The 14,926-nt window shown below is 41.5% G+C and carries 11 protein-coding genes; all 11 read right to left on the bottom strand.

Features of this window, described 5'->3' with window-relative positions; translation table 11 throughout:
• Positions 1-209: 209 nt before the first annotated feature.
• Positions 210-644 carry a RicAFT regulatory complex protein RicA family protein gene (locus NSU11_RS08405; RefSeq protein ID WP_008358013.1) on the bottom strand — a complete coding sequence of 145 codons (435 nt, stop codon included), beginning with the start codon at positions 642-644 and terminating at the stop codon, positions 210-212.
• Position 645: 1 nt separating this feature from the next.
• Complete coding sequence (gene miaB, locus NSU11_RS08400; RefSeq protein WP_034281907.1) at positions 646-2,172, bottom strand: tRNA (N6-isopentenyl adenosine(37)-C2)-methylthiotransferase MiaB; 1,527 nt, start codon at positions 2,170-2,172, stop codon at positions 646-648.
• Between the two features lie 148 nt (positions 2,173-2,320).
• Positions 2,321-3,502, bottom strand: coding sequence for a glycine C-acetyltransferase (locus NSU11_RS08395; RefSeq protein WP_103132405.1), 1,182 nt, complete (start codon positions 3,500-3,502; stop codon positions 2,321-2,323).
• Entirely contained in the window at positions 3,499-4,563 is a 1,065-nt protein-coding gene (gene tdh / locus NSU11_RS08390) for an L-threonine 3-dehydrogenase (protein WP_034623570.1), read from the bottom strand. The genes NSU11_RS08395 and tdh overlap by 4 nt, the downstream gene beginning before the upstream one ends.
• 174 nt (positions 4,564-4,737) lie before the next feature.
• A complete protein-coding gene (locus NSU11_RS08385) occupies positions 4,738-7,782 on the bottom strand; it encodes an efflux RND transporter permease subunit (RefSeq protein WP_197172849.1) in 3,045 nt (1,014 codons plus the stop codon).
• A gap of 202 nt (positions 7,783-7,984) precedes the next feature.
• Positions 7,985-8,245 carry a stage V sporulation protein SpoVS gene (gene spoVS, locus NSU11_RS08380; protein ID WP_003211281.1) on the bottom strand — a complete coding sequence of 87 codons (261 nt, stop codon included), beginning with the start codon at positions 8,243-8,245 and terminating at the stop codon, positions 7,985-7,987.
• A 202-nt stretch (positions 8,246-8,447) separates the two neighbouring features.
• The gene (locus NSU11_RS08375; RefSeq protein WP_125586747.1) at positions 8,448-9,242 is read right to left on the bottom strand and encodes a TIGR00282 family metallophosphoesterase; all 795 of its coding nucleotides are present in this window, start codon (positions 9,240-9,242) and stop codon (positions 8,448-8,450) included.
• Between the two features lie 90 nt (positions 9,243-9,332).
• Complete coding sequence (gene rny / locus NSU11_RS08370; protein ID WP_003211958.1) at positions 9,333-10,895, bottom strand: ribonuclease Y; 1,563 nt, start codon at positions 10,893-10,895, stop codon at positions 9,333-9,335.
• Positions 10,896-11,128: 233 nt separating this feature from the next.
• On the bottom strand, positions 11,129-12,304 hold the full coding sequence (locus NSU11_RS08365) for a serine hydrolase domain-containing protein (RefSeq protein WP_024424110.1): 1,176 nt from the start codon (positions 12,302-12,304) through the stop codon (positions 11,129-11,131).
• Positions 12,305-12,447: 143 nt separating this feature from the next.
• Complete coding sequence (recA, locus tag NSU11_RS08360) at positions 12,448-13,491, bottom strand: recombinase RecA (RefSeq protein WP_024424111.1); 1,044 nt, start codon at positions 13,489-13,491, stop codon at positions 12,448-12,450.
• Between the two features lie 178 nt (positions 13,492-13,669).
• Positions 13,670-14,920 carry a competence/damage-inducible protein A gene (locus NSU11_RS08355; RefSeq protein ID WP_024424112.1) on the bottom strand — a complete coding sequence of 417 codons (1,251 nt, stop codon included), beginning with the start codon at positions 14,918-14,920 and terminating at the stop codon, positions 13,670-13,672.
• Positions 14,921-14,926 lie beyond the last annotated feature (6 nt).

Here is a 14,926-nt window from a genome sequence, read left to right as displayed (position 1 = left end):
TAATGAGGTATTATGCGGTTTTCTACTATTCCGTATTAATTTTCCTTAATATTAGAACGCAAGAAATCTCATCTATTTCTGTTATACATGACTTATAGCAACATTTAAGCGTTATAAACCTATAATGCCAAGGGATTTTAAATACTAAACTACAAATTACAAATAAATAAGAGTCCGCAAACAAAAAACCCCGCATCTGCGGGGTTTTCTCATTTAATGGAGCAACTTGGTGATGAGTTTTTCACTTTTGAACCGGTTTCTCCTAATAAGAGGTCACCGCCGGTTGAAAGAATGATTTCATCTGTTACTTGATTCGAAATTGTGTGCGCTACAAGCTGAAGCAGGGAATTGACTTCCATTTGTGATTCTTTGAATTCTTGAATGACTGGGATGTCATCCAGTTCTTCTTGCAGGGCATCGATTTTTTCTTCGACTTGCTTTAAGGCTTCATGTTTGCCGTAATGCTTTAAGTTCACAGCTTGTTTTTGAAGCGCCTTAATTTGATTAATGATCGTTGAAATTTTTGTATTTTCATTGATTTGCGCTTCTGCTTTTTTGAAGAAATCAACTTCTTCCGTTTCAGAAATCATTTTAGCGAGCTCTCTTGCGCGCTCGACAATCTCTTTCTTTGAATAAAGTGTCATTTTAATTCACCTCGATAGCTTCTCCAACCATTTCTCCGTCAAGAGACCAAGTTTTGGCTTGTGTGATTTTCACTTTGACGATGTTGCCAATCGCTTCTTTTGGTGCTTTAAAATTCACAAGCTTGCTTTTACTTGTATATCCGGCTAGGATCTCAGGGTTATTTTTACTTTCACCCTCTACTAATACTTCGACAATCTGCCCTTCATATTCCTTCATTTTTTTCGCAGAAATTTCATTCACAAGTGCATTTAAGCGCTGCAGACGTTCTTTTTTCACACGCATTGGCACGTTGTCTTTCATTTTCGCTGCCGGCGTTCCTTCTCTTGGAGAATAAATGAACGTATAAGCGGCATCAAACTCAACCTCGCGATAGAGGGAAAGTGTTTCTTCAAACTGCTCATCTGTTTCATTTGGGAACCCAACAATAATGTCCGTTGTTAATGAAGCATTCGGCATAGCTTCTTTGATTTTGCGCACAAGATCAAGGTAGCGCTCACGGTCATATTTTCTCGCCATAAGCTTCAGCACAGAAGAACTTCCGGATTGTACTGGCAGATGAATATGATCAAGAAGATTTCCGCCCTTGGCTAGCACTTCAATTAAGTGATCATCAAAATCACGCGGGTGACTTGTTGTAAAACGGATACGTGGAATATCAATTTTTCGCAGCTCATCCATCAGGTGGCCAAGACCATATTCCATATCTTCAAAATCTTTTCCATATGCATTCACGTTTTGACCAAGAAGGGTAATTTCCTTATATCCTTCTGCTGCTAAACGTCTGACCTCTTGAATAATTTCGTCTGGGCGGCGGCTTCTTTCCTTGCCGCGCGTATAAGGCACGATACAGTATGTACAGAATTTATCACAGCCGTACATAATATTCACCCAGCCCTTGATTTTACCTTGACGGGCTCTCGGAAGGTTCTCAATCACATCGCCTTCTTTTGACCAAACCTCAATGACCATTTCTTTTGAAAGGTAGCATTCAGATAACAGCTCTGGCAGGCGGTGAATGTTGTGCGTGCCGAAAATCAAGTCAACAAATGGGTGTTTCTTCAAAATACGGCTCACGACAGATTCTTCTTGTGACATACATCCGCATACACCTAAAATTAAATCTGGCTTTTCGCGTTTTAATGCTTTTAAATGACCAAGCTCTCCAAACACTTTGTTTTCTGCATTTTCACGAATAGCACAAGTGTTTAATAAGATGACATTTGCATCTTCCGTTGAGTTTGTTGGTTCATAGCCAAGCGCCATAAAAATACCAGCCATCACTTCTGTGTCATGCTCATTCATTTGACAGCCATATGTGCGAATATAAAACTTGCGGCCGTTCCCTAACCCTTGAAACTGCTCGTCAATTTGAAATTGATTGTATTCGACTTCTTCTTTACCCCGTTTTTTTGCATCTTTTAAGGAAGGCGGAATGTACACAGCTTCAAAATATTTGCTGTAGTCCTTCTCGGATTTTTTGTCCGATGAACTTACTTGTCCGCTCGCTTTTCTCTGCTCTTCATTCATGAATTTGTACTCCTTTCAAACCAAGTTCCACCCTACAGTATAGACTATTTTGTGATGAATTGAAAATAAATCATATACGGTTCTTCTATGAAAATTGCTATTAGTCATAACCATTTTTCACAAAAAGAAAAAGAGAGCCTGCGCTCTCTCAATCAAGTATGTTTAGTTTTTTTGCTTCTTCTTCAATGATTGTCAGTGCCCGGTCTAGTTCTTCTTTTGTGTGCTCGGCTGTGATGATGGCTCTAATTCTTGCCTTGCCTTTTGCTACAGTTGGGAAAGCGATGCCTTGGGCAAACACGCCTCGTTCTATTAAAGCCTTTGAGAATCGAAAAGTAAGTGCTTCGTCTCCAATCATGATTGGGATAATCGGTGTCTCTGTTGGGGCGACTTGAAATCCTAGGCTGATGACCTTTTCTTTAAAATAAGCGGCGTTCTCCCAAAGTGTATCGATTCGCTCCGGTTCATCTAACAGCACTTCAATCGCTTCTTCACACGCTCTAGTTACAGCTGGCGGATGAGAGGTGCTGAATAAAAACGGTCTTGCTTTATGCTTTAAATAATCAATTAAAACCGCTGAACCAGCCACATAGCCGCCGAGCACTCCGACAGCCTTACTAAGTGTCCCGACCTGAATGTGCACTCTGCCGTCGAGTTTAAAATGGTTGACCGTCCCGCGGCCATTCTCTCCAAGCACGCCCGAGGCATGCGCATCGTCTACCATCACAAATGCATCATATGCCTCTGCGAGCCTGACGATCTCAGGAAGTGGCGCGATATCTCCATCCATCGAGAATACACCGTCTGTAACGATGAGGCGGACGCGGTAATTCATTGATTTTTTCAAAATCTTCTCCAGCTCTTCCATATTGGAATGACCGTATACCTTTTTATCTGCTTTTGTTAATCGGATGCCATCAATAATTGAGGCATGATTCAGTTCATCTGAAATGACAATATCATCTTTTGTCAAGATACTGGATAAGACCCCTTGATTGGTCGTAAAGCCTGATTGGAATACAAGTGCTGCTTCTGTCTTTTTAAATGCAGCAAGCTTTTTTTCAAGACGTTCATGCATCGTCATTGTGCCGGCGATGGTACGTACAGATCCTGTACCCGCACCGAATTCATCGATTGCCTCTTTTGCTGCTTTCATCAGCCTTGGGTGTGAGGTGAGCCCTAAGTAGTTATTTGAGGAGAGTTGTATGACAGATTGTTCATTTAATGTCACAGTGGATGATTGTTTTGAGTCGATCTCTTTCAAAGTTTGGTGGGTGCCTTGCTGCTTCATTGTTTCCAATTCATCTTGTAAATACGTGAATTCTTTCATCATTTCTTCCCCCTTTGATATGATGGCATCATCAGTACGACTTTCCCGCACGTACCGCTTTGCATAAGTTCAAATCCCTTTTCGAACTCTTCAAATGGCAGTGTATGAGTGACAACTGGCTTTACATCAATGGTATTCGTTCTTAATAGCTCAGATACTTGACGCCACGTCTCAAACATTTTTCTCCCCGTGATCCCTTGCACGGTTAATCCCCTAAAAACAATTTGATTCGTAATATCAATTGTTACTGGCCGTTCTGGCAAGCTTAGTATATTGACTTTCCCTCCATTTGCACAAGCTTCGAGTGCTTGATTAATGGCAGCTGGATGACCTGACATCTCACACATCACATCTGCCCCTTCCATCCGCGTGAGCTGCTTAATTATCGCGACTGGATCATCTTTTCCAATATCCACGATATGATCTGCACCCATTTTTCGGGCAAGATCGAGCCTGTATTCATTTTTATCAACAGCGAACACTTGAACAGCCCCGGAGGCTTTTGCAACAGCGATTGCCATTAAACCGATTGGTCCGCAGCCAAAAATCGCCACTGACTTACCTGAAACAGGTGTGTGCAGTACAGTATGAACAGCATTTCCTAGCGGCTCTTGTATAGAGGCAAGCTCAACCGGCATTTGAGCTGGATTGTGCCACACATTTTGTTCAGGCACTTTGACATATTCAGCAAAACAGCCATCAATGTCTACCCCTAAAATTTTCGTTTCACTGCACAAATGCTGCTGCCCTGTTAAGCACATATAACATTGATTACATACAACATGCGTCTCAGCTGATACAAAATCTCCTACCTTTGCTCGTGAGACCTGCTTCCCCACTTTAACAACTTCCCCTGTAAATTCATGTCCAAAAATGTAAGGCGCTTTGACTCTTCCCTTAGCCCAGTCATCCCAATTATAAATATGCACGTCTGTTCCGCATATCGAAGTGGCTTTCACTTGGATTAAAACTTCATGATCTTTGATTTCTGGAATCGGCATCTCCATCATCACCGCTCCGTAAGCGCTTTCTTTTTTAACAATTGCTTTCATCGTTCCACACATGACGTACAACCCCTTTGTTAAAAAACTTCTCCCAATCAGATTTTAACACGACTTATTTTAGCCGTAAATACCACTGTCTACTAGAAAAAGACAAATGAACACCCCACATATTTTTTTGGATATTTTTCTAAAAAAAAAGCAAATCTCCTTTCGATCGGAGATTTGCTTTCATCATCAGCGTTTCTTTGAAACGGCAACATATAGTGCTGGCACAATGAATAAGGTCAGTATTGTTGAGAAAAAGACACCCGATACAATACAGATGGCCAGCGGCTTAAAGAGTGGATCATGACTTAATGCAACAGGCATTAGTGCAACAAGTGCCGTAAATGCTGTTAAGAGAATCGGTCTAATCCTTGCTCTTCCTGCTTCAATGACAGCTGTCTGTTGATCAAATCCTTGCTTGCGCCGCTGTTCAATAAATTCAAATAGGACGACCGCATTTCGGACGACAATACCAGCCAATGAGACAATCCCCATTGTTGCCATAAAGCTGAATGGTGTTTGTGTGACAAACAGCCCGATAATGGCTCCTGATACGGCTAAGTAAACCGTTCCTAGAACTAACAGCGGAAGCATCAATGAATTGAACTGGAATGCGATGGTCACGTAAATGAGCAGCAAGACTACTGCAAATAAGAGACTAATTTCAATAAAGAACTGGGTCTGATTTTCATTTTCTCCACCCTGTGAGATGGTCAAATCCTTCGCTGCAGCGCTTTTCCCCACTTGATTGACGACTTCTTTCATATCGTCTTTAAACGAATCTGATGCGCCGGGATACGCCTTCAGCGTAATGGTTGGAACTCCATTTTCATGTGGAATGCTTTCGTACTGCTCTGTTTCTTTTTCTTTTACATATCGGCTAAGCGGCTCAAGTTGAGGCATACCGCCCTCATTTGTCTTCACAGGCACTTTCATTTCTTTTAGCTTTAAACCATTTTGATGTGTGCCTATGTCCTGTTTCACTACTAAATCGATATCATTTGTTCCTTGTTGAAAGGTACCTAATGGCATCCCTTCTGTCACAAGACCAAGCTGTCTGCTGACAAATTGAGCACTGAGCCCATCCTCTGCCATCCGCTCGCGGTTTAATTCAAAGGAGATCGTTTTCACCGGCTGATTGACATCGTCCGTAATCAAGCTTGCCCCTTTGTCCTTCATTTCATTTGTCAGTGTTTCTTTGACATCAATGAGCTTTGAAAAAGAGTCACCCGCAACCGTTACTGTCACTGGCGCTCCAGTTGGCGGTCCTTGTACAATGGTTTTCATAAAGATTTCAGCCTCTTTGAATGTCTCTCGCAAAGGCTCGGTCATACGATCTATTAATGCCTTACTTGTCATCTGATCATTGTCTACTCTCACGACAACCTGACCCGTGTGGTCACTTGCATTTGAAATACTTTCATTAAACAGGTTCGGCACACCGCCGCCTGCAAAAATCGCCGTTTCTTCAATGCCTTTTTGCTGTTTGATCTCTTGTTCTATTTTCTTTAGTGTTTCATTTGTTTTGTCTAATGTTGTTTCACTTGGAAGCGTGACAGTGACGACCACTTCTTTCTTATTCGCCGCAGGGAAAAATTCAAATGGTGTGACGAAAATAAGTAAAAAAGCAAGCGTTGCAACGAGCAAACCACTTAGTCCAATAACGAGCGGCCGCTTCACAATGTTTGTCAGCACACGGTCTGCATAGAAATCAGCCAGCCTTTTTAATGGTTTCCCTAGGAATCCCGGCTCTTTTTGACTGTTTTTGTTCTTTCTTTTCCGGTTCACAGTATATTGATAGACCGGTACAAGTGTCAGCGAAATCACCATGGACGCAAGCACAGTCGTCACTAGAACAGACGGTAATGCCCGAATAAATGAACCGTTTGCACCTGATAGGAATACAAGCGGCAGGAAGGCAAACACAACAGCCAGTGTTGATGTCAAAATGGACCCTGCGACTTCTTTCACCCCTGCAATTGTTCCTTTAAGCGGACTTTCGTATTTTTTCATTTGTCTTAAAATATTATCATTGACGACAATGGCATCATCGACAAGTATCCCTAAAGCAATGATAAAGCCGATGATCGAAATTTGATTGAGGTCCACTTGTAAAAATGGCAGCGGAATCGTTCCAATTGTAATGGATAGCGGAATGGCGAGTGAAACGATAAACGCCCCGCCAATCGTGAGTCCAAGTGTGGTAACAATTATGACAGCAATGACCGCAACAATGGCTTCTTTTATTAAATCATTGAAAATGGTATCCACTTCACTTTTTTGTGAATAGTAGTCTACCCACTCCACCCCATTTGGCAGCTGCTTTTCTTTCTCAAGGACATCACTGACTTTGTCATACATTTTAGGAATATCAAGCCCTTGTTTAATATTCACAGTAAATGAATAAGCGGGCTTTCCGTTATACGACACAATATCACTTTTCTGTTTTTCTACTTCTTTTAAACTGCCAAGCTGACTAATTGTGACCGGCTCTCTTTTCGTTTTTGAGAAAAGCTCAATTTTTTTAACTTGATCTAAGCGGTCATATGTATCGATGGACAGCTTCACCTTCTCTTTGCCTGCCCGAATATCGCCTAGTGGAGATGTGTCAAATTCCTGATTGATGGCATTTGTGACATCAGTTACATTGAGCCCTTCACCCTCCAGCTTGTTTGAATCTAAGTTTAAAATCGCTTGTTTGTCATTGAAGCCTTTGATAATGACACTGTCTACCCCTTTGATGTCCTCTACTTTTTCCTTCAATGCACGCAGCGATTGCTGACTCTTTGCTAAGTCTGATGATTCATTTGACACAATCATATAAGAGCCAACCGGCACGCTGCCAAATTCATCCTTTACTTCCGGCTCCTTCACCCCGTCAGGAAAAGACGACGCAGCACTTGTGGTTTCATTCTTAATTTGACTTGCCACCTTTTGAAAGTCGGCTTGGTCCTCAATTTCAAGCACAATATTTGAGAAACCAATGGCAGAAACCGAGCTCGTTTTCTCTACACCGTTGATATCAGATAGGGCTGATTCCAGTTTATTGGTGACATCTCTTTCCACCTGTTTTGCATCTGCACCAGGAAAAACGGTAGAAATCGTGACGAGATTCGCCTCGAATTCTGGCAGTTCTCGTTTAGGAAGCTGTGCGAATAAATAGCCGCCAGCAATGAGAACGATAAAAAATAAAATAAAAACAAGCTTTCCTCTTTTCAAAAAAGCTTCAAACATTATTTCACCTACTTAAATATTTATTTTTGATGAAGTAAATTCAACTTAATCTTAATTTATCATCACGGTGAAAAAATGCAAGCTCTAATATGTCATTTTTATCTATTTCACGAACTGAATATGTTATATAAGAAATGTATAGCGGTAAACAAAAACAACCTGCTTACATGATGTAAGCAGGTTGAAAATAATAAAATTAGAATTATCGTGGTTCAACAATCAATTTGATGGCTGTTCTTTCTTCTCCATCGATCAGAATATCAGTAAAGGCTGGAATGCATATCAAATCCACTCCGCTTGGCGCGACAAATCCCCTTGCAATGGCAACAGCCTTAACCGCCTGATTCAGTGCTCCAGCGCCGATTGCTTGTATTTCCGCTGCACCGCGTTCACGTAAAACGCCGGCTAATGCTCCTGCTACTGAATTCGGATTTGACTTTGCTGAAACTTTTAAAATTTCCATTTCTGCTCCCCCTTAAATTTACAATGGATAAGTGAGTGTTCATTAGAACAATCTTTGTTAGATGATGCTATTTTTTTGAAAATCCATCCCCAAAATGTTTTTCAAAAATAGCAGGCTACCTACCATTTTTACTATATTCACGATAGAGGGCGCATATTCCTTCTTTCTGATTAATATTTTTCTGAAATAAATATGTGAACATTTATTCAAAGAAAATATGGTCATCATTTATCAAAATTCGATCAATTTTGACAGCTTTTTTCGACTGTTCGTCAATTTCTACGATTACTGCACTTAACGTCGTGCGGCCTTCTGCAATTTCAAACCGGACTGGGAGACTTGTTTTGAATCGTTTAATGATCGTTTCTCGGTCAACACCTAAAATGCCGTCATAAGGTCCTGTCATCCCGACATCTGAAATATACGCAGTTCCTTTTGGCAATACGCGGTTATCTGCTGTTTGAACATGTGTATGCGTGCCAACGACACATGATGCACGGCCGTCTGTATACCAGCCCATCGCCTGCTTTTCACTTGTGGCTTCAGCATGAAAATCAATAAAAATAAACGGTGTTCGTTTGGATGCTTCCGCAATTAATTCATCTACTTTTTGAAATGGGCAGTCAATTGGCGGTAAAAACGTACGTCCTTGCAGGTTGATGACAGCCAATTCTTTTCCTTGTTTTTTAATAAACGTGAGACCTTTTCCTGGTGTGCCTTCTGGGAAGTTAGCAGGGCGGACCATATTAGCTGCATCATCGATGAAATCGAAAATGTCTCTTTTATCCCATGTATGGTTGCCCATTGTGAGCACATCAGCTCCTGCTTGCAGCAGCTCATGATAGATTTTTTCAGTTAGACCTTTCCCGTGAGCAGCATTTTCTCCGTTGACAATGGTAAAGTGCGGCTGATATTTTTTCTTTAGCTTTGGCAAATATTCTTTCAGTGTGTCTCTGCCAGGTGAACCGACAATATCTCCAACAAATAATATTTTCATGCGCTTTTGAACCCTTTCTCTTTTAAATTGATCTTCTTATCAGTGTTGCATATTTACACAAAAAAATAAAGCGGCGCTAAGCGCACCGCTCTATTTTGCATACTCTACTGCGCGAGTTTCTCGAATGACTGTCACTTTAATGTGACCAGGGTAATCGAGCTCGTCCTCAATTCGCTTACGAATATCCCTTGCTAGACGGTGAGCTTCAAGATCATTAATTGAATCTGGCTTCACCATAATACGTACTTCACGTCCAGCCTGTATCGCAAACGATTTTTCAACACCTTCATAAGATTCAGAGATATCTTCTAATTTCTCAAGTCTCCGAATGTAATTTTCAAGCGTCTCACTTCTTGCACCAGGGCGTGCTGCAGATAATGCATCAGCTGCCGCAACAAGAACAGCGATAATAGATGTCGGTTCTTGGTCACCGTGGTGAGAGGCAATACTGTTGATGACAACAGGATGCTCTTTATATTTCGTCGCAAGCTCAACGCCAATTTCTACGTGGCTTCCTTCTACTTCGTGATCAATGGCTTTTCCAATGTCATGCAGAAGACCTGCTCGTTTTGCAAGCTTTGCATCTTCTCCAAGCTCTGAAGCCATGAGACCTGCAAGATGTGCAACCTCAATTGAATGCTTCAGGACATTTTGTCCATAACTTGTACGGAATTTTAAGCGGCCGAGAATTTTGATCAGATCCGGATGCAGACCGTGAACTCCAACTTCGAATGTCGTTTGCTCACCCATCTCGCGGATATAATCATCGACTTCACGGCGTGATTTTTCCACCATTTCTTCAATTCGTGCAGGATGAATGCGGCCATCCTGGACTAGCTTGTCCAGAGCTATCCTCGCTGTTTCACGTCTAATCGGATCAAAGCCCGATAGTATAACAGCTTCAGGTGTATCATCTATGATCAAGTCAATACCTGTTAACGTTTCTAACGTACGGATATTTCGTCCTTCACGTCCGATAATACGACCTTTCATCTCATCATTTGGAAGATTGACTACAGATACCGTTGTTTCAGCCACATGATCAGCTGCACAACGCTGTAACGCAAGTGAAAGAATATTTTTCGCCTTTTTGTCAGCCTCTTCTTTCGCTCGGTTTTCAGATTCTTTCGTCATGACTGCAATGTCGTGGGAAAGCTCATTTTCAACTTGATCCAGAATGATTTGTTTCGCTTCATCTCGAGTTAGACTTGAAATACGTTCCAACTCGGCTTTCTGCAAACGAATCATATCATCCACTTTGCTTTCCATCTCTTCAATATGTTGTTGTCGTTCATTCAGAGAATGATCTCTCTTCTCCAACAGGGACTCCCGTTTATCTAAAGATTCGTCTTTGCGATCAAGATTTTCCTCTTTTTGAAGTAAACGGTTTTCTTGTCTTTGAAGCTCATTTCGTCTTTCACGAACTTCTTGCTCCGCCTCTACACGAAACGAATGAATTTCATCTTTCGCTTCCAAGAGCGCTTCTTTCTTCAATGCTTCCGCATCACGCTTTGCATCCTCAACAATTTGTTCGGCCATGTTTCTTGCGCCGGATATTTTTGCTTCTGCAATGGTTTTACGAACAAAGTAGCCAACAACTAAACAGATTAGGCTCAGCAAAATGGAGATGATCGTAAACATCGTAGGCGACATATTTTCACCTCCTCTTGCTATGAACTTGGTTTTACAAATAAAGTGTCGGCATGTACATTGTTTTGTGTCTCAACATACAGGGCCTTCACAGGGAATGAGATCCTCACTGCCCTTGTCAAGTTTAAATTAGTTATCAATCATGTTAAGAAAAACAAGTGATACATTCTCATTGTAATTGTGTCGGAAATACTTGTCAAGCTAGCCATCTTAGCGTTTGCAAAAGCAGATCAGAATTATTCTTGATTCAGCAGCTGATATACTTTATTGTTCACTTGGCCCAGTTTAGTGTTATTTTGTATATTTGAGAACAAAACAACGATGGTTTGTCCAGATTTGCTAAAGCTGTTCAAAATGTTAAAGCCCGGCACGACACCATGGCTTGAATAGCTACCGGGAGCAACATAAAATCCCATTCCGTATGTGGAACTGCTTCCTGGCGTAAACATTTTTTTATAGCTCTTCTGCGAATACAGTTTGCCGTCTATCAGGGCTTGGTCAAATTTGTACATATCTATAGCACTCATATAAATATCTCCAGCACCGTAAAGCTGAGATAGATCGGGCATATACGGTGTAACCGCTTTGCTGCCTTTCAGCTTATACCCGACAGCAGGATAAGGTTCTTTTTCATATGTTTTGTAAAAGCCTGCATGCGTCATCCCCGCCGGTTTAAAAATATGATTCTTTATATATTGTTCATAGGACTCACCGCTCACTTCAGCAACAATATAAGCAAGAACAGAATAGTTTGAATCCTTGTAGCCCCATACACCCGGCTGACGATTAATTCCCTGACGTTCTATGTCTTTTATTAATTCGTCCGGAGTAATTACGGCGTTTCCTTCAATATGTCCGTTTATTCCCGATGTATGTGTCAGCAGATTTTTCAAAGTAATCGCTTGTCCGTTAGGGAAATGAGGTAAATACGTGCTTACCGAATCACTTGTCTGAAGTTTCCCCTTTTCCTCAAGCTGCAAAATAGCGGTTGCAATCAGCGCTTTTTGTGACGAACCGACATAAAAAGATGTCAAAGGATTATTTCGAACTTTTTGTTTACGGTCTGCATAACCAAAACCTTTATTTGTTACGATTTCTCCATTTCTAACAATCATGGCTGTTCCGCTGAAACCGATCCCATTTAAATAACTGCTGATTTTGTGATTACGGTCCACTGTTTTGATTTGTTTCTCTGATATTTTAGCGGTTTTCCTTTTAACTTCTTTATTCTGGCTGTTTTCTAAAGCTACTGCAGTTTTTTGAAACGGGTTCTTCTCTTCACTATTTCGATGAAGCACATTCCACATCGTTAAGCAAATCATCGCTGCTAAAAAAACAAGCACAAGTTTTCCCCTCTGACTTGGTTGTTTCCGGCTGTGTTTTGCATTTCTTCTGCGGGTCGGGCTTGTCATTAGTTTTTCCTCCCAAAATAAATGCCATTTTGTACACTTTAGACGGATGAAATACTGAAAAAGTTGTCGAAAGTTTTTTGCAAAATAAAAAAGGCTGAGTTTTTTCACCCAGCCTTTTTTATCATTTCATACTGATTTAATTTTTATTCTAATTCTAATTGTTCTAGCGCCTCTTCAGATTCCTGCTGCACTGTTCCGTTATTATCCAAACCGTAATGTTCGCGAATTTGCTCCTGGATCATCAGCATGATATCTTTATTTTCTTTTAGGAACTGTTTCGCATTTTCACGGCCTTGTCCAAGACGTTCCTCTTGGTAAGAATACCAAGCACCGCTCTTTTGTACGATATCTAGCTCGCTTCCAAGGTCGATGATTTCTCCCTCTTTTGAGATCCCTTCACCGTACATAATGTCTACTTCGGCAATACGGAATGGCGGTGCTACTTTGTTTTTGACCACTTTAATTCTCGTTTTATTCCCCATAATGTCATTGCCTTGTTTCAGCTGTTCAGCACGGCGCACTTCTAAACGAACAGACGAATAGAACTTCAGCGCACGTCCACCTGGCGTTGTTTCAGGGTTACCGAACATGACCCCAACTTTTTCACGAATTTGGTTAATAAAGATGGCAATTGTTTTTGATTTATTGATAGCACCTGATAGTTTACGAAGTGCTTGGGACATCAAACGTGCTTGAAGACCAACATGTGAATCACCCATATCTCCTTCAATCTCTGCTTTTGGTACAAGAGCAGCTACAGAGTCAATAACAACAATATCAACTGCCCCGCTGCGGACAAGAGCTTCTGCAATTTCAAGTGCTTGCTCTCCTGTATCCGGCTGAGAAAGTAACAGTTCATCAATGTTGACACCTAGTTTTTGAGCGTAAACTGGATCGAGTGCATGCTCTGCATCAATAAATGCAGCTTGTCCTCCCTGCTGCTGAACTTCAGCAATGGCATGAAGGGCTACTGTCGTTTTACCAGAACTCTCTGGACCATATACTTCGATAATACGGCCTCGGGGATATCCGCCTATTCCAAGCGCAGTATCAAGTGCTAACGAACCACTAGGTACTGTTGAAATACGTGTATCTGTTTGCTCTCCTAGTTTCATAATAGAGCCTTTACCAAACTGTTTTTCTATTTGTTTAAGAGCCATATCTAAGGCTGCTTGACGATCACTCATTCTATTGTTTCCTCCTTTATCAATTCCACTATCTATACTATACCTTGTTTTACGTCATTTGCCAAGAAAAAAACGAACACATATTCGATTTTTTTCTTGGCAGATTTCTTAAGAAAAGAGTGTTTTCTATTAGAAAAAACGCTCTTTTATAAAGGAGTAAACCTAACAAAAAACAAAATTAACTCTCTTTTAATAAGTTGAGTAAGTGATGCAGACCATATTTCACAGCGCGCTTTCGAATGCCTGACCGGCTGCCTGTAAACATCCATTCAAACACGTCCGTCTGGTCTTTCGTAGATAGTCCAATGAACACTTTTCCAACAGGCTGACCCTCTTGGGTATCAGGTCCTGCTACACCCGTAAAGCTAATGCCAATATCACTTCCGGTCAGCTTTCTCACCCCTTCAGCAAGCTCTAAAGCACACTCTTTGCTGACAGCACCATGAGAAGACAATGTTTCTTCCCGGCAGCCAAGTACCTGCTGCTTGACTTGGTTTGTATAACAAACCACACTTCCGTTCAAAATGGATGATGCTCCTTCGAGATCTGTCAGCCATTCGGAGAACATTCCGCCAGTCAGGCTTTCTGCTGCTGCTACTGTTTTCCCGTGCTCGTGCAAAGCTTTGGACGCTTCGCGGACAAGTGATGTATCCCCATATCCGTAGAAGTACTCTCCTACCCGCGCTAAAATTTGCGCTTCTGTTTCTTTTAACAGACGCTCTGTTTCTTTTTCATCCTCATGCTTAGCAGTCAGCCTTAGCGTCACTTCACCGTCAGATGCGAGTGGTGCAATCGTCGGGTTGGTTTGAGCATCAATTAAATCTTCTAGGTCTGTTTCAAGCTGCGATTCACCGATTCCGAAGAAGCGCAGAACAACAGACACGATCTTTTCCTTTAAGCCAAGCTTCTCAGAAATCAGCGGCTTTGCCTCGTTTTCAAACATCGGGTGCAGTTCACTTGGCGGTCCAGGAAGAAGCATATAAAACGTATCGTCTTCTTGAACAAACATACCCGGGGCCATCCCGAAACGGTTCACGAGCACATCAGACCCTTCTAGAACGAGTGCCTGCTTACGGTTGTTCGGTGACATAACGCGTCCGGTCTTTAGAAAGTAGTCTTGAATTGATTCAAATGCTTCTTCATTTAGTACAAGCTCTTTGCCAAGCGTACTCGCAATGGTTTCTTTTGTTAAGTCATCTTTGGTTGGTCCAAGACCACCTGAGAAGATAATAAAATTAGATCTTTCCTGCGCCACCTGAATGGCCTGTTTTAAACGCTCTGGATTGTCACCAACTGCTGTGTGGTAATAAACATTCACACCAATTTCAGCTAGTTGTTTGCTGATGAATTGTGCATTCGTATTCGTAATTTGCCCTAGCAATAGTTCGGAACCGACTGCAATAATTTCTGCTTTTCTCTCTGACTTCAAAGCGTA

It is taken from the genome of Bacillus sp. FSL R5-0712, from assembly GCF_038593285.1.
Taxonomy (GTDB): Bacteria; Bacillota; Bacilli; order Bacillales; family Bacillaceae; genus Bacillus; species Bacillus safensis.
Note: the sequence above shows the minus strand (reverse complement) of the source record. Positions and strands in the feature narration are given on the sequence as shown.

Coding starts and splice junctions, on each gene's coding strand:
- NSU11_RS08405 (WP_008358013.1), bottom strand. CDS start 644: ATGACACTTTATTCAAAGAAAGAGATTGTCGAGCGCGCAAGAGAGCTC.
- miaB (WP_034281907.1), bottom strand. CDS start 2,172: ATGAATGAAGAGCAGAGAAAAGCGAGCGGACAAGTAAGTTCATCGGAC.
- NSU11_RS08395 (WP_103132405.1), bottom strand. CDS start 3,502: ATGATGAAAGAATTCACGTATTTACAAGATGAATTGGAAACAATGAAG.
- tdh (WP_034623570.1), bottom strand. CDS start 4,563: ATGTGTGGAACGATGAAAGCAATTGTTAAAAAAGAAAGCGCTTACGGA.
- NSU11_RS08385 (WP_197172849.1), bottom strand. CDS start 7,782: ATGTTTGAAGCTTTTTTGAAAAGAGGAAAGCTTGTTTTTATTTTATTT.
- spoVS (WP_003211281.1), bottom strand. CDS start 8,245: ATGGAAATTTTAAAAGTTTCAGCAAAGTCAAATCCGAATTCAGTAGCA.
- NSU11_RS08375 (WP_125586747.1), bottom strand. CDS start 9,242: ATGAAAATATTATTTGTTGGAGATATTGTCGGTTCACCTGGCAGAGAC.
- rny (WP_003211958.1), bottom strand. CDS start 10,895: ATGTCGCCTACGATGTTTACGATCATCTCCATTTTGCTGAGCCTAATC.
- NSU11_RS08365 (WP_024424110.1), bottom strand. CDS start 12,304: ATGACAAGCCCGACCCGCAGAAGAAATGCAAAACACAGCCGGAAACAA.
- recA (WP_024424111.1), bottom strand. CDS start 13,491: ATGAGTGATCGTCAAGCAGCCTTAGATATGGCTCTTAAACAAATAGAA.